Consider the following 22,477-nt stretch of genomic DNA (forward strand, 5'->3'; position numbering starts at 1 on the left):
GAAATCTCCCCTTCCTATTGTAATACTGCTTTTTCTTCCAGTTCCTTCATGATGATCACACGGTTAACAGCGTTCAAATACGCTTTGGCGGATGCTTCCAAGACGTCCTGATCAAGACCCCTGCCGCTTGTTTCCACACCGTTATAATCAATTTTCACAAAAACCTGTGCGAGGGCATCCATTCCGCCCCCCACCGATTGAATTCGATAGTCCAGCAAGTTGATCTCTTTGCCCAAACATCTTTCAAGCGTGTTATATAGGGCTTCTACACTCCCTGCACCTGTAGCCGCTTCCTGAATCTCTTCATTATCGCCTTTTTTCAGTTTGACCGTTGCAGTCGCCGTCTGATGGGTGCCATGTGAAATCTGTAAGGAAATCATGTCATAGAAACTGATATCCGTCGCTTTCTCTTCAAGCACCAGCGCAACGATATCTTCATCCGTCATGGTCTTTTTATTATCGGCCAATTCCTTGAACTGGACGAATAATGAGTTCATTTCCTCATCCGTCACCGTAAAATTCAACTCTTGTAATCTTTCTTTGAAGGCATGGCGTCCTGAATGCTTTCCTAAAACGAGTGAATTGGACGAAACCCCGACGAGTTCAGGTGATATGATTTCATATGTCGTTTTTTCTTTTAACACGCCATCCTGGTGAATGCCTGATTCATGTGCGTAAGCATTGGCACCAATAATGGCTTTATTAGCAGGAACTTGCATTCCCGTAAGGCGGCTGACCAAATCACTGGTCCTTTTAATTTCATTCAATACAAGACCCGTTTCCGCTTGATAGAAATCTTTACGGATGTAAAGTGCCATGGCCACTTCTTCAAGTGCCACGTTTCCGGCACGTTCACCAATTCCGTTGATTGTGCCTTCGACTTGCGTAGCCCCGCCTTCGATGGCCGCCAATGAATTGGCCGTCGCCATTCCAAGATCGTCATGACAGTGTGCAGATAAACTAACTTTTTCAATAGAAGGAACATGTTCACGAAGGTATCTGAAAATGTTGCCATATTCGATTGGAGCTGCATACCCTACTGTATCCGGGATGTTAATGACCTTGGCACCAGCCTGAATGACCGCTTCAACGATTTCAGCCAAATAGTCAAGTTCCGTGCGGCTTGCATCTTCTGCAGACCATTGTACGATCGGAAAACGCGCTGCTCCGTACTTAACCATTTCAACCGACCTTTCAATCACTTGCTGCTTAGACATTTTCAGCTTATATTCACGATGAATGGGCGAAGTGGCGATGAACGTATGCAATCTTGGTTCTGCGCCGCCCCTTAATGAATCCCAAGCTGCATCGATATCTCCTTTTACAGCACGCGCCAGCCCTGTGACAGAGCTGTTTTTGATTTTGCGCGCGATTTCCTGTACGGAGTTGAAATCCCCTTTGGATGCTGCCGGAAAACCGGCTTCGATTATATCAACACCCAATCTTTCAAGCTGATAAGCAATTTCAAGTTTTTCGGTAAAATTTAAATTTACACCGGCGGATTGCTCCCCATCACGAAGTGTGGTTTCAAATATATTAATTTTTCGCAACGGCTACCACTTCTTTCTCTTTTTGTTGAGGTTTTACGAATGGCATCATTTTTCTTAATTCACGGCCAACCACTTCGATTTGATGTTGGTTTTCACGATTATTGATCGCATTGAAGACTGGACGATTCGCTTGGTTTTCCAAGATCCATCCTTTAGCGAACTCACCGTCTTGGATGTCTTTCAAGATCGCTTTCATTGCCTCTTTCGTAGTTTCCGTCACAACGCGTGGTCCAGAAACGAAATCTCCCCATTGAGCTGTGTCAGAGATGGAATAGCGCATGTTTTCCATACCGCCTTCATACATAAGGTCGATGATTAACTTAAGTTCATGCAAACACTCGAAATATGCTACTTCCGGTTGATATCCAGCTTCTGTCAAGGTTTCGAATCCAGCTTTTACAAGGGCAGTCAATCCGCCGCAAAGTACAGCTTGCTCTCCAAATAGATCCGTTTCCGTTTCTTCCTGGAAAGTGGTTTCCAAACCGCCAGCTCTTAAAGAACCGATTCCCCGAGCGTACGCAAGTGCCAATTCTCTTGCTTCACCCGTAACATTTTGATAGATGGCGAACAATGCCGGCACCCCTGCCCCTTGTTCATATGTACGGCGAACAAGATGTCCCGGACCTTTTGGAGCGACTAATAAAACATCTACGTCTGCCGGAGGAACGATTTGATTGAAATGTACGTTGAATCCGTGTGCGAACATTAACGCTTGACCTGCACGCAATACCGGTTTGATTTCTTCTTGGTATACTTTCGGCTGAGTTTCATCCGGTAATAGGTTCATGATCACGTCAGCCTGTTCAGCTGCTTCCTTCACTGTGTAAACATTAAAGCCGTCTTCCACCGCTTTATCGAAGGATTTACCTTTCCTGATTCCGATGATTACATCTACACCGCTGTCACGTAGGTTTTGAGCGTGTGCGTGTCCTTGTGAACCATATCCGATTACCGCTACCTTTTTATTGTTGAAGAAATTCTCGTTTGCTTCTGCGTTATAATATACTTTTGCCATAATAATTACATCTCCCTTTTCATCATTGTTTTTGTTTTTGTTTTTGTTTTTGTTTTATACGATTGTCGCACTCTTAGCGTGTGCAATTTGCATTCCACGCGGGATGGCGGCAGTCCCTGTCCTTGCCAATTCCTTGATGCCATATGGCTTGATCAGTTCAATGAAAGCTTCGATTTTATCCGATTCCCCTGTGATTTGGACGGTCACGCTATCTTTACTGACATCAATAACTGAAGCTCGGAAGGGTTCGATGACTGAATAAATCTCGGCTCGGGTTTGTGTAGTCACCAATATTTTAATGAGTGCAAGTTCCCTCGCCACAATCGATTGATTCGTAATATCATATACTTTCAAAACATCGATCTGCTTATTCAGCTGCTTGGTGATCTGTTCAATGACAGTTTCGTCATCGACATCGACCACAAAGGTCATCCTTGAAATGCCATCCTGTTCGGAAGGTCCGACAGTCATGCCTTCAATGTTATAATTTCTTTTCGTGAACAGGTTCGTAATCCGATTAAGGACGCCTGGCCGGTTGTTCACGGTGAGGCTAAGAATTCCCTTCATTGATTAAACTCCTTCCATTTCATCTAGCCCTTTTCCTTGTGCTACCATCGGAAAGACATTTTCGTTTTGTTTGACCCGGAAATCAATCAACACTGGACCATCAGTCTTTAACGCTACATCCAGGCAGTTGCTTGCTTCTTCCTCCGTCGTCACCTTATATCCCGGAATTCCATAGGCATCGGCCAATTTCACGAAATCCGGATGCGATTGAAAAATACTGTGTGAAAAACGGTTATCATGAAAGAGTTCCTGCCACTGTCTTACCATCCCTAGTGCACCGTTATTGACGATGATGATTTTGATTGGCAGATTCATTTCGGCAATGACCGAGAGTTCCTGCAGGCACATCTGGAATCCACCATCCCCCGATATGGAAAGCACCGTCGCTTTCGGATTCGCCAGCTGCGCTCCGAGAGCCGAAGGTAAGCCAAAGCCCATCGTCCCCAATCCACCGGAAGTGACCCATGAATTCGGTTTGTTAAATGGATAGTACTGTGCTGCCCACATTTGATGCTGTCCAACATCGGTCGTAACAATGGCCTCCCCATTCGTTTTTTCATGAAGCATCTGGATGACCCGCTGAGGTTTCAATACGCCTTCTTCATGGGTATAGCGCAATGGGAACTCTTCATTCCATGCAGTAAGCTGTGTTGTCCATTCATCAATTTCCGGTTTCTTGCCATTTTGCGCAATCAATTCCGAGAGTGCTTCTTTAGCACTTCCGACAACTGGAATTTTTGTCGGAACATTTTTACCGATTTCGGCTGGATCAATATCGATATGGGCAACCGTTGCGTGCTGTGCGAATTTCGCTAGATTCCCAGTCAATCGATCATCGAACCTTGCACCGATATTGATTAATAGATCACATTTCGCTAACGCCATGTTTGCTGCATAGCAGCCATGCATACCACCCATTCCGATAAAGAGTGGATGTTCCGCCGGAAAGCCCCCAAGACCCAATAAAGTGTGGACGACGGGGATGCCTTGCTGCTCGACATATTCCTTTAATAGATGGGAGGCCTTTGCATGCAGGACACCTGCCCCTGCAAGAATGACCGGTCTTTTCGCCCCGCTTACGGCTTCAACAAGCTTTCTGATCTGTAAGTAATTCGGCTTGGTCGTCGGCTGATAGCCAGGGAGATTCATTTCTGGCTCCTCATCCGTCGATACACCTTCCAAAATGGCCATGTCCTTAGGTATATCGATCAATACCGGACCAGGCCGGCCGCTTGAAGCGATATAAAACGCTTCTTTTATGATGCGCGGAAGGTCTTCCGGCTTCCTTACCTGATAGTTATGTTTTGTGATCGGGGTAGTAATCCCCAGTACATCCGCTTCCTGGAAAGCATCCGAGCCGATTACACTGGTAGCTACCTGACCTGAAATTACAACTAGCGGTAAAGAGTCGATCATTGCATCGGCCAAACCAGTGACGATGTTCGTTGCCCCTGGACCGGATGTGACGATGACCACCCCCGGCTTGCCGGTAATCCTGGCGTATCCTTCCGCTGCATGAATCGCACCTTGTTCGTGCCTTGTCAAAATATGAAAAAGTTCTGAACTGTAAAGTTTGTCATAAATCGGCAATACAGAACCTCCTGGATAACCAAAGATGACATCAACATTTTCCTTTTTCAATGCTTCCAGCAGAAATTCGGCACCACTATAATGTGTCTTTCCACTTTTCCGATCAGCAACAACTGACTTTTGTGTCATTTCGTAAAAAACCTCCTTCGCTTTCCTAATTGATTTTTTCTCAAAATTCAGAATTTTCAGCTTTTTAAGCATACAAAAAAGCCTTTTCACCCCAAATGTACTTGCACTCGGCAAGTTAAAGGGGTGAAAAGGCTTGATGAGCCACTCCACGGTACCACCCTTTTTCGCATGAAACTCCATGCGCACTTTGAATAGACTACACTATTCTCTGTTTTGGTAACGGGTACTGGTACGCACCCGTTCAGCTCTACTAGTCAGACGTTCAAGCTGAAACTCCAAGGTGAGTTCATCTTTCGGGACAATACCGGCTCTCAGCTACCCGGCTCTCTGTGACTGCCTTTTTAAAAGACTACTTATCCTCTTCAATGCTTTTCGCATTATTCATATTTTTCGAAACGCTTATGTTTGATGTCTTGTATTTGTGATTATCTTACGTGTATTTCAGGTAGTAGTCAACAGGTTTTTTGAAATTTTTTGATAATTCTAAATTGAAAGATTTGTTGTATCCGCTTACATACCTATCATGGCCACATTTTACAAAAAAAGTTTTTTCAATTTTTAATTTTAAAAAACACCGGATATCCCAATTAAATGATTCATGTCACGCATCATCCACATGATGGCAGTCACAAGTATCGGATCCCTAAAAAAAGAATCATCCATTTTCCCTTTCAGCCTCATTTTCACTGATTGCGGACGCCACTCTTGATATAAGATTCGGCCGCCATCCCTTTTGAAGATCTCTCGTTGATAAACCGCCTGACATTCCAAGGTGAGGAAAATCACGGAACAATTCAAAATCCCCTCCCCAAACAAATCCCAGGGATTTTGCTATGGCTGCCACCCTTGTCCGCTTCTCGCCCTCTGTCCACAGTGCCCGCTTGCCGTCATCACTAAGGATGACAAAATCGACTGCAAGGCCATAGTTATGCAAGGATTGCCCCCCTCTGGCATAAGTCACGATTGGCTTGGATTTATTCGTTCTGCCTCGTTCATACAGTTCATGTTGTTCCCGGAAACTTCGATAACCAGCCGTTATTTGAACAAATATCCCCGCTTCATAAGCTAATTTCACCACTTCGAGTATCGTCTCGTTCACGACCGGGTTCATACCGCTTCCCATGTTTTCCTTTGCGTGATTCAATAGGGTTTGTAATTTGATGGCCATCCTAGCACCTCCCCTATATTAAATGCAAACATAACTGCAGGAGGAAAGGCTTTACCATTATTTTATTGGGGGTGTAAAGATTATCTGAAAAATGAAAAAAGGCTGAACTTAGGAGATATTATTCATCCCCTAAGTCAGCCCTCCGGTTCATTTAGTCAATACATCCTCGTATTCTGCATTTTTTTCAAATTGTTTTTGAACGAACGAACATACCGGAACAATTTTCAGGTTTTCCTCCCTTGCGAATCCTATGATCTTTTCAACAAGGGCATTTCCTACCTTTTGCCCGCGAAGAGTGTCAGAAACAACGGTATGATCGACCGTGATCTCATCATCACCTGATTTAAAGAATGTAATTTCCGCTAGTTTCTCACCAGATTCTTCGACAAAAAAAGAACTTTCACCTTTTTTGATATCCACCATCACGATGACCTCCTTTTCATTCCTCTTTATCATATCTCACAAAAAGGAAATTAAACAAATATTTAAAACGTGATTGAAATTGAATAAAGCAAGTACTTTCAAGGATTATAAAGTTAGGAATTACCCATGTGAAGTTTATTCACAAACCGATGATGGTTTATATTTTAAAAGGAAGGCACAAGACAAAACTTGATCGATCTTTTCCCTACGCTTATATACCCTTCCGGTTTCAAATTTCACCATGTTTAACTATTTCAATTTGTCTACAGAAGGGGTTCAACGTATCTTTCATCAAATGATGCTTACGAAACCACCGGACCTTAAGTACCCAATACCTTTAACTCCTATAGTATCATTTCTTTCTGATCTTCATAACGAAGTTGATTGTAGAGGAAGGTGCGAGACTCCGCAGGCTCACCTAGGCCGCCCGCGGAAAGCGAGTGCCTGGATCGGAAATCCACGCCCAAATTGTAACCGCCATAACATTACAACAAACTCGTTTTCTTCGAATTAGTCTAAGTCTGAATGATTCTTTCATAACCTGAAATACAGTGTTTTTAAAGCTTTCGTTTTTTGATGGCATTAAATTGATGGAAGAAATCTTTCCGTAACGATGTGAGAATAAGTATATAATAGCAGAAACTGAAAAAACTGCCCTATTCAGATTAGGACAGTTTTAAATGAAAACAAAATATAAAATGATCATCGATAACAATATGACCATAAAAACGGCGATTAGAATTACGTGCGCACTTGAAGACTGGAACGTCCCTTCATTGATTTGCCGTTTCTTCTGAAGATAACCGATTGTCGCCAGAACGGTAATCACAAGTCCCAATGCACATGCAAACATCCCCAGCACGATGCTGATCAAGTCAATCCGGGCATCCCGATGCACACCAATCGTAAAATGCAGGCTTGTCGCAAGAAAGCCAACTCCCACTATTGCAATCACCGTTCTTATCCATGCCAAGAAGGTGCGTTCATTAGCCAGATGCTGCTGGGCATATTTCAATTGGTTTTTCTCCATGTCATCACCTTAATCGAGCGTTTTTATCAAATGGTAAAATCAGTCATCTTTTCAGGAGCGAAAAGGCCCTGAACATTGACCCGGCAAACATTAGCCCTGCACCGCCGAGCAATAAATATATACATAGAGTTTTATCAATAACATTCAAAGGGTAAAGCAAGGCCCCCAGCGCCATGATTGCCCCTATTCCCGTTATGGTCCATCCTATTTTTTTCATTCGCAACTCCTAAGATTAATTATTATTTAGTGAAGGTCCACCACGGGTTTCCCCTTTTTCATAGACAGGTTCCTCATTACTAGCTTAAACCATTTAAAAACTTACAACAAGTGAGATCCACCGATTATTTTTTCCAAACAAAAAAAGAGCCACAAATGACCCCCTGTTTTGAACACGCCCAAATTCAGCCGTTCTTTTTATCCTTTTCCATATATTCTTTTATTTTTCTTTCTTCCCACTCTGACCCGAAGTTTCCTTGTGCAAGAATGGTAATTCCATGTATCAGAACACCAATCCCCCACCCACCGAGGGGATAAAGGAACCACCAATAACCGGGATCCGTCAAAAGGTTAATTGCAATTAACATGACATTCACCAATACATACACCATTATATGAATGTAGAATGCCTTAAGGTTTTCAACCTTTTTTTTCGCCCGTAGATATCCATCTCCATTTTCCATCTCAGCACCCCCTAATCATAAACACTTAAATATATTACCATCCGCTTCCATAATACCTTATTTTTCATAAAGAAATAAGAATGAAATGCATCAAAGGTAAATCGGGAGCCGGGAATCAAGGAGAATCCCTAAAGACCACTTACAAGTCAGCGGGTTTCATTCTATTGTATCCCCGTTCTTCGTAAGGCTGTATTTTTCCCATCCACTTTTCTTCAAGTTTTTTCAATTCCCGTTTAGCATCAAAAAACCCTGTTTCTTTTGGCTTCAATACCTCCAGTACCTCAAAAGAAAAAGCATCTTTCCCATATTGGTTCCACTCACTTTGCAGCACTTTATTGGTGTTTGTCCCGACTTCCAATTCAAATTGTTTCCCCTTCAACGTCTTTAAATTCCTGGTGCTTCCGATAAAGACTTTATTATTTACCGTATTTCTGATTTGGTATATCCCTGCTTCAACCTTCGTTTCTTTATATAATTGCTTCAATTCTTTTTTACGATCCATCTTTCTTGCCCCCAGTCATCATTTCTTCAGCCAATATTGGCTCCCATCAGGCTTTCTATCCAAAAATCCATATTCTATTAAGTACCTTCTCAAAAGAACATGATCATGATAAATCGCACCCAATATTTGATTGATTTCCTTTTCTTCGTATTTCCGCTCATTTTCAAAACGGTTCATAATTTCCTGGAGAATGATCAGCCTTTGTTTTTCCTTTGGCGGAAAAGACTTTAATGCATCCTGACTGCCTTTAGGGAAGTATTTTTTCAGTACAGTCACCTTTTCATCCTCAGTAACGTTATAACGATCATCGACCATCCTTGCTTTTTGATGAAGCGGGATAAATGCCGGCGCGTGTTCATCTTTATCTTTCAAAAGTTCCATCAGGGCTAAAAACAACTTAGCCTGACGCTCTTTCTCTTTCAACACAAAACGATGGTTCCGAATCGTGGAAGGACTGCCAATTCCCATTTCCTCCTGAACCTCAGCATCATTTTTCCCTTGGTAAAAAAGGCGAAGGAGACGGTTTTGATGATCGGTGAGACCTGTAAGTTTTTTATCGAGATCAATCAAGTATTCAAAAACCGAGCTGTGCGCATGTTCAATATGAATGCGCATATACCTCTTCGCTTCATAAAGAACTCCATCTTTCGGGTATACTATCCCCTTTTCAACTGCATTTCCACACAGCAAACAAACATATTGATTCTCACCTTCGATGTACCCTTGTTTAAGCTCATCCTGAGATGCGCTCCAAAACATTTCCGCGTCCTTCATTGAACAAACACTTCCCTATAAAGTTTATAATATAATAAACATAATATTAATTTGTTTGTATTATGTCAATGTTTTTTCTGTTTTTTTATAACTCCAGCAAATTATGGCCTTCTTAGTCAGAGGGGCTTCATAACATAAAGCTGATAAGGGATTTCACCTTCCACTTTACGGTTCCCATGGCACTATGCCGATATAGTATCATGAGTAATAAGCGGAATTTCCCCAATAATACGCTTTATAAACGTGAATAAGCTTTAGAGGAGGATATCTTATCGAAAGAGGAAAACGAGGCGATTCCATCGATCCATAACACCGATTTACACATGGCATTACAACATGTATCCGAACAATTCAAGGTCTCACGATTGAATCACTTATACAAAAACAATCGATGCAGCTGAGTGAAGCTGATGAAAAAAGTTCACCCGTCGAAGAATTGAATACGGCAATAATCAAAAACCGTGAAATCATAAAAAAAATCTCCAAACCTTAAATAGAATTTGATATCAAAAAAAGACATCCAAGTATGGATGCCTCAGCTGCAGACAAAATTCGATGTAAGTCGATTTGATCTGACCCAATAAAGTTAGACATATAATTTAAGCAGCTTCTAAGACCTGAGTTCGGTATTCTATCGGACTCAGGTCTTTTAATTTTACCTTCATTCGTTTGTGGTTATAGTAATGAATATAATCATCTAATTCCTTTTCAAAGTGCTCCATACTTTCAAACTCTTGGAGATAAAGCAATTCAGACTTTAACAAGCCAAAAAAGTTTTCAATGACTGCGTTATCTAAACAATTTCCCTTACGGGACATGCTTTGTATAATGCGGGAATCTTTTAAGGTTTTTTGATACTTCTTCATTTGATAATGCCACCCTTGATCCGAATGGAGGATGACCGTATCTTCTGGTTTTAGGTGTTTAATCGCCTCATCTAACATATCTCCAACAAGTTTATAAACAGGGCGTTTCATCACTTTGTAGGCAATAATTTCACCATTACATAAATCAAGGATAGGGGATAGGTAACGTTTCTCCCCAAATAAATGAAATTCCGTTACGTCTGTTACCCATTTTTGATTCATTTTCTCAGCTTGAAAATCACGTTGTAAAATATGGGGGGCAATTCGACCAACACGCCCCTTATACGAACGATACTTTTTCATACGGACTAAACATTTTACGCCCATTTCATTCATGAGGCGGTTGATGGTCTTTGGATTGTGAGAAAACCCATATTTTTTTAACTCTTTTGTGATACGACGATAACCGTAACGTCCTTTATGTTCATGATAGATAGACTGAATAGTGGCTTTTACCTTCGAATACTTATCTTCTCGATTCAAGCGTTTTTCCCAATAATAGTACGTGCTACGTGGAATATCAGCGACTTTAATTAAGGCCACAACCTCATAAATGGACTTTAGTTCATAAATTACTTGCGCTTTGATTTGGGTTGTAATTTTTCCTGCATTTGAACTAAAGTATTTAACTTTTTTAAATACGCATTCTCCATTTCCAGTTGTTTAATTCGTTCTTCAAGCTCTTTAACCGAACCTTCAATTTGTTTGGATGGATTGATATCTTTTTTCATGGATGGTCTCCCCTTTTTCTTAGAAATTAGGGCATCTAATCCATAGGCATTAACATTTATTCTCCATGTCCGAATTAGCGCTGGAGATGAAATATTAAACCTTGCGGCTGCGTCGTAAGAAGATATACCCGTTTCATTCATATAATTAAGTACATCCATTTTAAACTCCGTAGAATAACTTGTATAGGATTTCTTAAATCCATCGACTCCTTGAATTTGGTATAAACGAACCCATCCTTGAATCATTTGATACGAAACTTCAAATATTTTTTGAAGATCCATATAGCTGTGCTTTCCTTCAAGGTAAAGTCGTGTAATGAATATTTTCTGTTCGGCAGAAAAATTAGCCATAAAAAACACCCCGTAAATGTTAGTTTGGTGTCTAACATTTACGGGGCAGTTCAATTTTACCTACAGTTTTTTTAGCTTGTACAAATTGAACGTTGCCCCAGGCACTGCTATTCCCGCAGGAGTCTCGCACACCCGACCCAATCAACTATGTTTAAAAATTCAGATAGAAATCTTTTTGCCTACAGTTTTTTATTTGAGAAAGTTGGAGTTGATTTAGAAATTCGCTCCCTTTCCGCCGACTGTCTGCCAAGTCGCATCAAAGCAAGCACTTTTGGTGTCTCGGCTGCCAATAATCCGGCAGTAGCGCTGTGCAAATTTCTTAAATCCAGTGAGGATTACAGTTAAGACCATAAAGACCTGAGCTGTTTATCGACCTAAACCACACAATATTCGACCGTTCATGAATTTTTTTAACCCTCACCTCACTGTTCGGTCTCCCATTCCCATTTTGTCGCAAAGGATGTTTTATAAAATTCCTTATAAAAATCCTTCGCAGAGCTCATTAAGTATTAGCTAGGCACAAACTTAAGTATTCCTTCCAGATAAACACCTTTTTCTTTTCGTTTACATTCCCTCAACTTTATTCTTCCTTCTTTTTCTAACTCTTTGGCTAATTGGACCACTTCTGTTCCATCTTCGGTTATTTCGACTGAGAAGAAATTGCCCCGAGTGGAAGTTTGAATGAACTTGAATAATCTATCTTTATTCATTTAAACATCTCCTTATTTATTACAAGTTCGACATAAATGGTCATCCACCTGCGATAAATATGAAATAAAAAATTTCATGGTTAAAAGGATGCAAATCAAAATGACCCTCGTTAGCTTAAACACCCAAAAAAGTAAAAAAGCCAAAACCTTTAGAAGGTTTTGGCTTTTTAAGTTAGTGTCCCAGGAGAGATTCGAACTCCCGACCGACGCCTTAGAAGGGCGTTGCTCTATCCAGCTGAGCTACTGAGACGTTTATGATATAAGTTGCGGTAAAACTTATGTATTACCTTAACTGTTCCCTTAGGACACTTCTTATTATAGTAGGATATCAAAAGGAAGTCAACGGTTTTTCAAAAAAAGTTTTTTTCTTTTTTTAAGAACCAGGAAGCGGGGAAAAACGCTTCCTGTTCATTATACATGAAGTCATTCCATTTGATAAGCATTTCTTAAATCCTCAACGATTTTTCCTTCAAGGTCATAATAGATGATTTCAAGTTGGTCATTTCCAATCTCCAAAATGGCGTATGTTTTCTCTTTTCGTCCCCGCGGCTGCCGTATGCTTCCCGGGTTGATGAAGAGCTTGCCGTCAATCCACTCTGAACCTGGAGCATGGGAGTGACCAAAGCAAATAATATCCGCCCCTGTCTCCTCACTTTTATAAGATAGGTTCATCAAGGTCATATTTATGTTATAGAGGTGTCCATGCGTAACGAAGAAACGCTTGCCTGAGATATTCTCCACAATATCATCCGGATATGCCGAATCATAGTCGCAATTCCCGCCAACGGCCAAAAACTCCGCCATGTGAGGATCATTTCTTTCCAACTCTGAATCACCGCAATGGATCATGGCGGCGACCTCTTGTTTATGACGTTCGGCAATCATGCTGATTTCATGAGTTAAGCCATGACTGTCACTCATTATTAGCACTTTCATCGTCACATTCCTTCTTCCCTTTTTAGAAATAGATCAAGTTTTTCATCTAGAGCCCTCAACGCGTTGGCACGGTGGCTGATTTGGTTTTTTTCCTCTTTTGTCAATTCAGCGTTTGTTTTGCCCTGTTCCTCTACAAAAAAGATGGGATCATAACCAAATCCATTCGTTCCTGAGGGCTGTTCCGTGATCAAGCCTTCCATCGTTCCCGATACCGTAATCGTTTCCTGGTTGGGTGACGCTAGTGCCAAGGCGCAATAAAATCTCGCCGTCCTAGCCTCTTTTGGCACGCCTTCCAGTTCGCGGAGGACTTTTTCCGTGTTTGCTTCATCACTCTTGGCCTCTCCAGCATAGCGGGCAGAATAAACGCCTGGACGGCCCTCCAATGCATCTACAATCAATCCGGAGTCATCAGCAATGACAAAGTGGCCTAGCTGATGGGCAATGGCCTCTGCCTTCAGGATCGCATTTTCTTCAAAGGTCGTGCCTGTTTCCTCCACATCCGGGGCATCCGCTACATCGAGAAGTGTTTTGACTTCATAACCTTTAGCAGAAAATAAGCTTTCGAACTCCTTGGCTTTCCCTTTATTTTTCGTTGCAATGATTACTGTCTTCATTTTCATTTCACCCTTTTTCATTTTATCGGCACAGGAGCTCTTTTGGGGCTGAGAAAGAATTTGCTAGTCATTCGTCATATGTAAAAGCCGCTTCTTCTCCAGTGCCAACGGACGGATTCAACTCTGCCTATCATGATCAACAACAGCCGCTGAACTTTCCAGATAAGTTAAGTCTAACACAACTCCCTCACCTGCAATAACCTGAAACTTATAAACTAACGTTTGTAATTTTCACTATGTTCAATATGGATATTAACTTTTATGTTATTTATTGAAGTCTTATCAAAGGAATTAATAATTTTATTATCCCACTTATTGACATGGTATCTGTATGCCTTTTCACTTATGTTAAAAAGGTCTGTATTGATTTTTTCCCCCGTCTCCAATGTCTTCAAAATATCTTGCTTAATTTTTATTTCTACCTTTTTTTCGATTTTTTCCATATCCAGGTTGTCTAAATTTCGTTTCAATATCCCATTTGCTTTAACTTCTAAATCATATAAGGGTTTCTTTTGTTGTTCCAATACTTTGATGTTTGTTTTGGGGTCCATGATTTCAACACTTACCTTTTGTTTATTCAGGGAAAAAAACATGACTGTCGCCTTATTTTCAACCCATTTCATACCAGTCAAATCTTGTTTACTTACGAACCCTTTATACTGTTGTTTTGATAAAACATAGCCGCCATTCAACGTTGGTATCTTTTTTTCTTTCCCCCTGTCTGTGTAATGATGCTCATTTATTACCATTGAGGGAATTAAAATGGAACCAACCGGTTGATAAAATTTCGAAACCAGTTCACTGAATTTTAACGGGGAAATGAAATAGTTTTCATTAATAACGGTCTCTGGCCTTTGAATGATCGTGAATAAGTTAGGAAGATTAAAGAAACTATCACCGTTAAACACCTTTTTAATATCCTCGTTTGTAACAAACAGCCATGAATTGTATCGCAATAAGGGCTCTTTCCCTACATATTCAATGAAATCCTTCATTTTCTTATTGATTACATCCTCACTTAAAATGAAGGAGTTAACATGCCCGATATAAAGTGGCAATGCTGCATTTTGTTCTAATTCAGTAAATGCTTCTTCGATACTTTCCCCTTTACCTTTCCCAATGACAACACCAGTTTTTTCTTGTAATGCTGTGGCTCCCTCTTGTTTTGCTATATCCGCAAAATTCAATGCTTGAAAGTATAAGATGAATTCACCCTCTTTATAATCGATCCCTAGAGCGGATCCATATGTTTGAGCTTGAATTTCCTTCATTCCCCAGCAGCCTGTCGTCAATAAAAGTTGACAGCCAATTACCATGACTGCAATTAGCTTTCTCATTTGTCCGACTCCTTTTGCGATTCATTATCACTGGATTGTAGAGCTTGATTCCGCTGCCTTAACATCCCATACGGAAGCTTGAATAAGACTTTTAACATGTCCGATTTATTTGGTTTGGAAAATGGATTCACAAAAGGCTGTCCGAAACTTTCCAAGGAAACCACAACAATCAAGATAAGAAATATTCCCATGAAGAATCCAAACAAGCCTAGAAATGCTGAACATGCAAATATGAATAACCTTATAAGAACGATATTCCCAGCGATATTCTGATTGATTAGGGTATAGCTTGAGAAAACTGTAACAGCAATTATTACGAGCATGGAGGGTGAAGTCAGCCCTGCCCGAATCGCTGCATCACCTATAATCAATCCACCCAATACAGAAACAGTCGGACCAACTGCTTTTGGCAGGCGAAGACCGGCTTCCTTAAATAGTTCAAACAATATGATCATTACGAATGCCTCCAAAGAAGCAGGTATGGGTAATCCCTGTCTCGTGATGGAAATCGTCGCAAGAAGCGAAAAGGGAATTTGATCGAATTGATAGGTAACCAACGCTATAAAAAATCCCGGTAACGTAACCGTTACAAATAATGAGACTACACGAATGATGCGCATAAAACTAATGTAAAAAAAGCTTGCATGTGCGTCATCGGCAGCATAAAGTAACTGATTAATACTCGTTGGTCCGATCAAGCTTGTGGGATTCCCGTCTACCAGGATGGCAAAGCGCCCTTGATTCAAGGATTCAACAACATAGTCCGGTCGACCGATATACTCCATTAAGGGGAAAATGGAAAATTGAGTATCATATAAGAGTTCTTCAACTTGGTAACTGCTGACTATGATATCAGCCTTTAATGAATCCAATCGTTTTTTAACATCCAATAGAATCGAGGGATTGATAATGTCATCAATATATAGCAGCAATATTTTAGTTTTACTTCTTTTCCCGATTGTATATTCTATACATTTAAGTGATGCCGTTTTTAACCTCTGGCGAATTAAAGACATGTTATCCGCTATATTCTCAACGAATCCATCCCTTGGTCCCCGAATGGAAGATTCTATATTGGATTCTTCCGGACTGCGCTTAGGGGAATTAGCTAATGGGGTATGGTAAATTTCGTTGGAAGATTCATTAATAATGATCAGGTCCCCTGAAAAAAGAATGCTTTCTACTCCGTCTTTTAAATCGGAGCCCTTTTTAAGCGTACTGATCTCCATGATATTGCTTAATTGATCAATTGTTAATTCGCCATTTTCTTGAACCGCTTTAGATATTGTAGGCAGAATCACTTCATTGATGAATGGCATATCCACTAAGTTTGGCGCATATAAAAATCCCAACAAATAACGACCTTCATTATCAAAAGTTTTTGTTCTTAAAACAACATCGGAAGAATGTTCGAACCATTTTCGGATTTGGTCAATGTAAGAAGGAGTACCATTCAAATTTCCCTTCTTCATAATGTTTCACCTTTTCCTTTTCCCTTTTTAAAAATAATAAATAACAGTATAATTGCAGCACTAAAAAGAAACAGACTGCTTATCGGAAAGAAATATTTGTATAAAAGATTAAAAAATGAAGTAGCATCCCAATGGATTAGCGTTCCAATAACAATTAACAAATATAGTGTAAGCAGTATCCACTTCTGATGTTTTGAATTCGAGATTAACTTATAGCCTATAAATAAACATAAACTTATTCGGATCATGGCACCTGAAAGCCATTGGAAAATGGAAAGGAAATCGAGTCGAGTAATATAATAGCCAAATCTTAGCAACTTCCACTGTTCGTAAGCCGGATTCCTCATTTTCACCGCTTCCACAGAACCAAATTCCGCCATCGCTCCCATGAGGGGGCCTAACGTCAGCATGATGAGGATAATACCAACCAGTAAAAGCCACTTGGCTTTTAGCTTGTTTTTCAAGTAAGGAGTTAAAAATAAAAAAACGATGATTTCTAAATATCCTGCACTCGTATACAGCATTCCATTTAGTGTATGGCGATACCCGCTTTCAAATATCGGGAACAATAATTCGTAATTCTTATTACTCGTGTTCCCCAGCCCCACAAATATCCCCAAAATAGTGACGACCGGAAGAAATAGGAGAGCCAAAGTACTTATGGTGCGTATTCCTTTATAACTTGCAAAAATACAAATAAAAGTGAATAGACTGACGACTACGATGTTTGGTATGTCATGAGTATAATTAGCTTTTGCCCAAATCAATGTAAATTTGACGGTTATGAAGGCGTTAATTATAAAGTACAAGCCAAATGCTATCGTGAAAATATATGTAACAAAAGGTGTAGACCATTTTTTCAGAAAAGAGATTATATCTTCTTTATCTAGTTTTTTATAAATATAAAAAATAAATAGTGTCCAAACGATACATGGAACAACACTTATTATGACACTTATCCATCCGTCGCGTTGAGATGCGGATAAGATATTGGGGAGGAGCAGGACATGCACCATGAATCCTGTATTCATGATGATTAAAACATAGATGTGTAAAGCCTGAATGACCTTTTGATCCATAATATCCCCCCATCAATTACATAATTAAAAGTAATTTCCCCTTCTTAAAATTTATTTATGTAAAAACTTTCCCACAACACGGGAAATTGCCTTGGGGCGATATTAGCTTTCACTCTTTAACAGCGTGGTCATTCAATGGCGGAGGCAAAAAAATAAGAGGCAGCTGCAAGCTGCCTCATTGTTTTATTTCTAAATATATTTAAAAACTGCCTGTGTTGACTTTCTCTGGACGGACGACTGGTTCGGATAATTTCTTACCTTCTTCATTAAGAACATCTGCGCTGCCCTGCACTTGCACTTCAACGCTTTCAATTCCTTTCTGTTCCGTCAAGGAAAGGACCAAGGCATCAAGGACCTCTTGTGATACTTTTTTCTCTTTAAAGCTTCCAAGGATATTTTCGTTAAAATTCAGGCTGACCTTACCTTCTGCCACTTTTGGCTCGTCAAGTAAAGCTACATCACTCATGAACCCTGTTTGCAGGCTAGAACCCGAAGGACTCTTCGTTAATTCCTGAATGACTGCTGTTACATTATCAGTCACCGTTTCGCTGATCCTGCGCGTCACGGGAACATAATAAGTGTACTCTTCATCACCGCCTACATAATAAACGGTGAGTGCTTTGGTATTGGAAATGTCGACTACATCACTCGTATCGATATTGATTCCTGAAGACCTTGAGATATTTTCATCTATCGGTGTACCATTGACCGGCATTTCGGAAATATCTTCCCCATTGATTCTCATTTGGATTTTATCGACCGAATCGAATTGTGTCAGGGTCCATGTGATGGCTTGAAGGATTTTAAGTTCATCCTCTTTCTGATAGTTTTTGAATTCCGGCGAAAAGTCCGCCACAGCCACCCCGTCTTTAATGTTCACGCTTATTTGGGTATCGGCAGGAATGACGGCCCTGAACCCATTTGGAAGTTTATCCGTGACTGGTCCGTTATTGACAAGGTAATCAAGGGCTTGTTTAGCGACAGCTTCCGATTTAGGAAGTTCCAATGTCTGTGGAACCACATACCCGCTTTTATCAATTAAATATAACTCCGTCTTCACCGTTTTCGATTCTACAGCGCCTTCTTCCCCCTCAGTCGCTGGCTTTTCCTCACCATTCGTTTCTGTTTCTTTTAATGAAGATTCATCCTCGACTAATGAAACATCCTTCGGGGGATCAATTTCCTTTTTCTCTTCACCGCCAAATAATCCGCAGCCTGAAAGCCAAAAAGAAGATGCCAGAATGGTCACAGCCATTGTTACTTTTGATTTATTGGACATAAAATCACTCCTAGGACAGTTTGTACTCCTATTTATACGAGCCCTAGGGGAAAATAGACCAATTATTTTTCCCTACGATAATGGAGCTGGGCAATTTGCCCGTACTGAAGCATCTTTTTCAGCTTCATTAGGATTTGGGAGACTTCCTGAATGGAACAATCGAATCCCATCCCCAAGTATAATCTGAATGCTGGATAGGATCCTTTCATGCACCTGCAGGGAAAGCGAGTCCCTCACGTTCCAATCAACGGCCAAATGTACAAACCATAAAAAAACCACAGACAAACTCCATTTTCGTTAAGTTTGTCTGCAGTCTGAAACTTCCAAATGGAAGTCTTATAAGTGATCGATTTTAATTGTTTCGATGGTATTGGCATGAATACCGAGCCAGCTCGACGCGATGGAACCAAACATATCTCTTGAACCGGTTGTATAAAAGCGATGAACTGGACGGAGCTTGCTTTTATTGATTAATTTATAGTAATCCAAAATGACACTTGCCTCCCGGGCCGTCTCTTCTCCGGAGGAAATGACTTGTACATCATCCCCCATATAGGAAGAGATTACAGGCCCCAGCAGTGGATAATGGGTACAGCCAAGGATCAGTGTATCGATTTTCGTTTTCTTTAACGGGTTCAAGGTTTGTGCCACGACCCGATTGACGATCCCCCCTTGAAACTCCCCGCTTTCTACGATTGGGACAAATTTCGGGCATGCTAAACTATCTACTTTCACATCGGAATTGATGGAAGCAAGTGCATCGTCATAAGCTTTGCTTTTTACCGTGCCTTCCGTACCGATAACTCCAATATGCAAGGAATCAGAAACTTTCAATGCCGCCCTTGCCCCTGGGTGTATGACACCCAACACAGGAATCGGAAGTATAGCCCTAATTTCATCCAATACAGCTGCAGTCGCTGTATTGCAAGCGATGATCAGCATTTTTATATCCTTCTTCATCAAAAATCTCGTCATTTGCCATGTGAAGGTTTGGACATCTTTTTTTGTCCTCGGCCCATATGGGCATCTTGCTGTATCACCTAAGTAAATTATATTTTCATTTGGAAGCTGACGCATGACTTCTTTAGCTACTGTCAAGCCGCCTACTCCTGAATCAATGATGCCTATCGGTTGTTTCAAAAAACTCGCCTCATTTTTCTTTCATTTCTTGATGTAGTTTTACTAGAATCCCTTTGAGGGACATGATGTCAGATTCGTTAAAATTGACTAACACGCCACTCAAGTACTGCCTCCGTTTATTAATCACTTCTTCGATTATCCGTTCGCCTTCTTCAAGAAGGTGAATTCGAACCACACGCCGATCCTTTTCATCCCTGACACGCTGGACAAGCTGATGTTTCTCCATGCGGTCAATCAGGTCCGTCGTTGTACTGAAAGCGAGAAACATCTTCGTGGACAATTCGCCAATCGTCATGTCCCCTGATTCAAAAAGCCATTGCAAAGCCACGAATTGAGGAATGGTAATTTTATAATCATGGAGAATTTCTCTTCCCCTTTGCTTAAGCCATGACGATACATAGCGCAATTCCTTCTCGATATCGGCTACATATGCCGCCTGCTTCTCTTCATCCATAAACACAGCTCCCCACTTCATGAAACTTATCATACTACCATTTTGGATGAAAGTGAAATGATTTTCAAGATTGATTGACTGGAATCATAATGAAACCCCGCCATAAAAATAAGCAGCATCCAAAGAAGTCAAAACAACCAAATTGTTTTGCCCTTCCTTATATGCTGCCAATGAACGGGAGAGAAATTATTTATAAGGCTTACGTATTAAGAGTTAACACATTAAAGCTTAAGTTCTCCCATACGAAGGAGTTCTATGACTGCCTGCGAACGTCCTTTAACTCCAAGCTTCTGCATCGCATTCGAAATATGGTTTCGAACTGTTTTTTCGCTAATAAACAATTCACCTGCGATTTCTTTTGTTGTTTTGTCTTGTACTAGTAACTCAAATACTTCTTTTTCTCTTTTGGTGAGTAATGGCTTATGAGTGAATTCGTTCTCCTTCAAGTAATGTTACCCTCCTTGCCTTCACCAGCATAAAACCCGGAGTGGGTGTCTATTTAGTCAAGATATAGTATGTCGGCTGGGGCAATGGAGTGACTCTTTTACTTGTCTAAATGGAAATATTTTTAGGAATGTTCCAGCACAGTATACAGCATCGAACGCTTCATGTCTTCCGTCCAAGGTACCGGCTTCCCGGTGGCCTTGGACACTTGTACAATCGTCCCCCTGCCCGTTAAACAAATTGAACCATCTTGTTTAGTCCCCATATAGTGTAGGTCCACTGAAGAATTTCCGATATGGTCAGCTTTCACATGGATTGTCAATTGATCATTGAAAAACATCTGCTTAAGGTAATCACACTGTAAATTGGCAACAACCGGCATCTCACCGCATTCAGCCGAGGTCCAATCCTTCATGAACCCCATACTGTTGAAATACTCAATCCGAGCTTCCTCAAAATAAGTAAAAGGAATCGTGTTATTCAAGTGCCCAAACATATCAGTTTCCGAAAAGCGGATCTTAATCTCATGTTTAAAAGAAAAATCATTGATCCACTCCGTTATATTATCGATATATGATATTTTGCCCAACTTGTGCACACCCTTTCTGAATTGAATGACTATTCACTCATTTTATAAGAAAACAACGATAATGAAAAGGATTTTCTATTGAAAGCAGGGGAAATTATCAAGCTCACTTCACAAATCCTTCACAGTTGGCCTGGTGCCGGATTTACACTTCAACCCCAGTTATCAATCGTTTATGATTCTCTCGATTCCCAACCAAGCCTCTGTATGTAAAACAATGAAAAAAAGAACCCATATCATAAGATACAGGTTCTTTCATGTTCATGATTAAACTTCATCACTGCCAAAGAAGTTACGGAATTGTTGGATCGTAGTATCACGGTTCAACGCAGCAATCGAAGTCGTTAATGGAATGCCTTTAGGGCAAGACTGCACGCAGTTTTGTGAGTTACCGCAGTTTGCAAGTCCTCCATCACCCATGATCGTATTTAAACGTTCAGCTTTGTTCATTGCACCAGTTGGATGTGCATTGAATAAACGAACTTGTGATAATGGTTGTGGCCCAATGAAGTCTGAATTGCTGTTTACGTTCGGACAAGCTTCCAAACATACACCGCAAGTCATACATTTAGATAACTCGTAAGCCCATTGACGTTTCTTTTCTGGCATACGCGGTCCTGGTCCAAGGTTGTACGTTCCATCGATTGGAATCCATGCTTTTACCTTTTTCAATGAGTCGAACATACGGCTGCGATCGACTTGCAGGTCACGAACAACAGGGAATGTACGCATTGGTGCTAGACGAACCGGCTGCTCCAATTGATCGATAAGAGCTGTACATGATTGTCTTGGTTTACCATTGATAACCATTGAACAAGCACCACATACCTCTTCAAGACAGTTCATGTCCCATGCGATAGCTGTAGTGTGCTTGCCTTGTACCGTTACTGGATTACGACGAATTTCCATTAGGGCGGAAATTACGTTCATATTCGGACGGTACGCTAATTCGAATTCCTCATCATAAGGAGCTGAATCCGGTGTATCTTGACGAGTGATTATAAAACGGACTGTTTTAGTCTCAGATTTAGTTTCAACCATTTTTTTGCT

The 22,477-nt window shown here is 40.7% G+C and carries 25 protein-coding genes, 1 tRNA gene and 1 other annotated feature; all 26 genes read right to left on the reverse strand.

Features of this window, described 5'->3' with window-relative positions:
- Positions 1-14: 14 nt before the first annotated feature.
- The 26 genes from NYE65_RS04630 to sdhB all read right to left on the reverse strand — a co-directional run bounded on the left by NYE65_RS04630 (position 15) and on the right by sdhB (position 22,468).
- A complete protein-coding gene (locus NYE65_RS04630) occupies positions 15-1,550 on the reverse strand; it encodes a 2-isopropylmalate synthase (protein ID WP_340859948.1) in 1,536 nt (511 codons plus the stop codon).
- A complete protein-coding gene (ilvC, locus tag NYE65_RS04635) occupies positions 1,537-2,565 on the reverse strand; it encodes a ketol-acid reductoisomerase (RefSeq protein ID WP_048688871.1) in 1,029 nt (342 codons plus the stop codon). Before ilvC ends, NYE65_RS04630 begins: the two co-directional genes overlap by 14 nt.
- A gap of 54 nt (positions 2,566-2,619) precedes the next feature.
- Complete coding sequence (ilvN, locus tag NYE65_RS04640; RefSeq protein ID WP_034308941.1) at positions 2,620-3,132, reverse strand: acetolactate synthase small subunit; 513 nt, start codon at positions 3,130-3,132, stop codon at positions 2,620-2,622.
- 3 nt (positions 3,133-3,135) lie between these two features.
- Positions 3,136-4,851, reverse strand: a complete 1,716-nt coding sequence (ilvB, locus tag NYE65_RS04645) for an acetolactate synthase large subunit (RefSeq protein WP_053535859.1) — start codon at positions 4,849-4,851, stop codon at positions 3,136-3,138.
- 116 nt (positions 4,852-4,967) lie between these two features.
- Positions 4,968-5,226 (reverse strand) — a binding site (T-box leader).
- Between the two features lie 280 nt (positions 5,227-5,506).
- Positions 5,507-6,019 (reverse strand): M15 family metallopeptidase, encoded by a 513-nt coding sequence (locus tag NYE65_RS04650; protein ID WP_340859949.1) that lies wholly within the window; start codon positions 6,017-6,019, stop codon positions 5,507-5,509.
- 147 nt (positions 6,020-6,166) lie between these two features.
- Positions 6,167-6,442, reverse strand: a complete 276-nt coding sequence (locus tag NYE65_RS04655) for a GNAT family N-acetyltransferase (RefSeq protein WP_340859950.1) — start codon at positions 6,440-6,442, stop codon at positions 6,167-6,169.
- A gap of 676 nt (positions 6,443-7,118) precedes the next feature.
- Complete coding sequence (locus tag NYE65_RS04660; RefSeq protein WP_034308949.1) at positions 7,119-7,472, reverse strand: YidH family protein; 354 nt, start codon at positions 7,470-7,472, stop codon at positions 7,119-7,121.
- Positions 7,473-7,515: 43 nt separating this feature from the next.
- Positions 7,516-7,689, reverse strand: a complete 174-nt coding sequence (locus tag NYE65_RS04665; protein ID WP_164468799.1) for a hypothetical protein — start codon at positions 7,687-7,689, stop codon at positions 7,516-7,518.
- 184 nt (positions 7,690-7,873) lie between these two features.
- Positions 7,874-8,152, reverse strand: coding sequence for a 2TM domain-containing protein (locus tag NYE65_RS04670; RefSeq protein WP_098866425.1), 279 nt, complete (start codon positions 8,150-8,152; stop codon positions 7,874-7,876).
- A gap of 139 nt (positions 8,153-8,291) precedes the next feature.
- Positions 8,292-8,654, reverse strand: coding sequence for a GIY-YIG nuclease family protein (locus NYE65_RS04675; RefSeq protein ID WP_340859951.1), 363 nt, complete (start codon positions 8,652-8,654; stop codon positions 8,292-8,294).
- 18 nt (positions 8,655-8,672) lie between these two features.
- On the reverse strand, positions 8,673-9,428 hold the full coding sequence (locus NYE65_RS04680; RefSeq protein WP_063590486.1) for a DUF2087 domain-containing protein: 756 nt from the start codon (positions 9,426-9,428) through the stop codon (positions 8,673-8,675).
- A gap of 599 nt (positions 9,429-10,027) precedes the next feature.
- Positions 10,028-11,376, reverse strand: a protein-coding gene (locus NYE65_RS04685) for an IS3 family transposase (RefSeq protein ID WP_340859554.1) whose coding sequence is annotated in 2 segments (ribosomal slippage) — positions 10,028-10,917 and positions 10,917-11,376 — 1,350 coding nt in all. Because the reading frame shifts where the segments join, the coding sequence is not laid out codon by codon here.
- Positions 11,377-11,885: 509 nt separating this feature from the next.
- Positions 11,886-12,086: a hypothetical protein gene (locus NYE65_RS04690; protein WP_034308956.1), complete on the reverse strand. Its 201-nt coding sequence runs from the start codon at positions 12,084-12,086 to the stop codon at positions 11,886-11,888.
- 176 nt (positions 12,087-12,262) lie between these two features.
- A tRNA-Arg gene (locus tag NYE65_RS04695) sits at positions 12,263-12,336 on the reverse strand.
- Positions 12,337-12,509: 173 nt separating this feature from the next.
- A complete protein-coding gene (locus NYE65_RS04700) occupies positions 12,510-13,022 on the reverse strand; it encodes a metallophosphoesterase (RefSeq protein ID WP_057276662.1) in 513 nt (170 codons plus the stop codon).
- A gap of 2 nt (positions 13,023-13,024) precedes the next feature.
- The gene (locus NYE65_RS04705) at positions 13,025-13,636 is read right to left on the reverse strand and encodes an XTP/dITP diphosphatase (RefSeq protein WP_328176269.1); all 612 of its coding nucleotides are present in this window, start codon (positions 13,634-13,636) and stop codon (positions 13,025-13,027) included.
- A gap of 215 nt (positions 13,637-13,851) precedes the next feature.
- Entirely contained in the window at positions 13,852-14,973 is a 1,122-nt protein-coding gene (locus tag NYE65_RS04710; protein WP_340859952.1) for a Ger(x)C family spore germination protein, read from the reverse strand.
- Complete coding sequence (locus tag NYE65_RS04715) at positions 14,970-16,445, reverse strand: spore germination protein (RefSeq protein ID WP_340859953.1); 1,476 nt, start codon at positions 16,443-16,445, stop codon at positions 14,970-14,972. The genes NYE65_RS04710 and NYE65_RS04715 overlap by 4 nt, the downstream gene beginning before the upstream one ends.
- The gene (locus NYE65_RS04720; RefSeq protein WP_106025971.1) at positions 16,442-17,524 is read right to left on the reverse strand and encodes a GerAB/ArcD/ProY family transporter; all 1,083 of its coding nucleotides are present in this window, start codon (positions 17,522-17,524) and stop codon (positions 16,442-16,444) included. The genes NYE65_RS04715 and NYE65_RS04720 overlap by 4 nt, the downstream gene beginning before the upstream one ends.
- Before the next feature lie 199 nt (positions 17,525-17,723).
- Positions 17,724-18,803, reverse strand: coding sequence for a GerMN domain-containing protein (locus NYE65_RS04725; RefSeq protein ID WP_034308974.1), 1,080 nt, complete (start codon positions 18,801-18,803; stop codon positions 17,724-17,726).
- A gap of 72 nt (positions 18,804-18,875) precedes the next feature.
- Positions 18,876-19,082: a hypothetical protein gene (locus NYE65_RS04730; protein ID WP_328176274.1), complete on the reverse strand. Its 207-nt coding sequence runs from the start codon at positions 19,080-19,082 to the stop codon at positions 18,876-18,878.
- Positions 19,083-19,139: 57 nt separating this feature from the next.
- Entirely contained in the window at positions 19,140-19,943 is an 804-nt protein-coding gene (gene racE / locus NYE65_RS04735) for a glutamate racemase (protein WP_340859954.1), read from the reverse strand.
- 10 nt (positions 19,944-19,953) lie between these two features.
- Entirely contained in the window at positions 19,954-20,397 is a 444-nt protein-coding gene (locus NYE65_RS04740; protein ID WP_034308979.1) for a MarR family winged helix-turn-helix transcriptional regulator, read from the reverse strand.
- A 221-nt stretch (positions 20,398-20,618) separates the two neighbouring features.
- Entirely contained in the window at positions 20,619-20,843 is a 225-nt protein-coding gene (locus NYE65_RS04745; RefSeq protein ID WP_028392149.1) for a helix-turn-helix domain-containing protein, read from the reverse strand.
- 122 nt (positions 20,844-20,965) lie between these two features.
- Entirely contained in the window at positions 20,966-21,430 is a 465-nt protein-coding gene (locus NYE65_RS04750; protein WP_057276667.1) for an acyl-CoA thioesterase, read from the reverse strand.
- A gap of 264 nt (positions 21,431-21,694) precedes the next feature.
- Complete coding sequence (gene sdhB / locus NYE65_RS04755) at positions 21,695-22,468, reverse strand: succinate dehydrogenase iron-sulfur subunit (RefSeq protein WP_034308984.1); 774 nt, start codon at positions 22,466-22,468, stop codon at positions 21,695-21,697.
- Between the last annotated feature and the right edge of the window lie 9 nt (positions 22,469-22,477).

The sequence above is a fragment of the Peribacillus sp. FSL R5-0717 genome (genome assembly GCF_038002945.1).
Classification (GTDB): Bacteria; Bacillota; Bacilli; order Bacillales; family DSM-1321; genus Peribacillus; species Peribacillus frigoritolerans.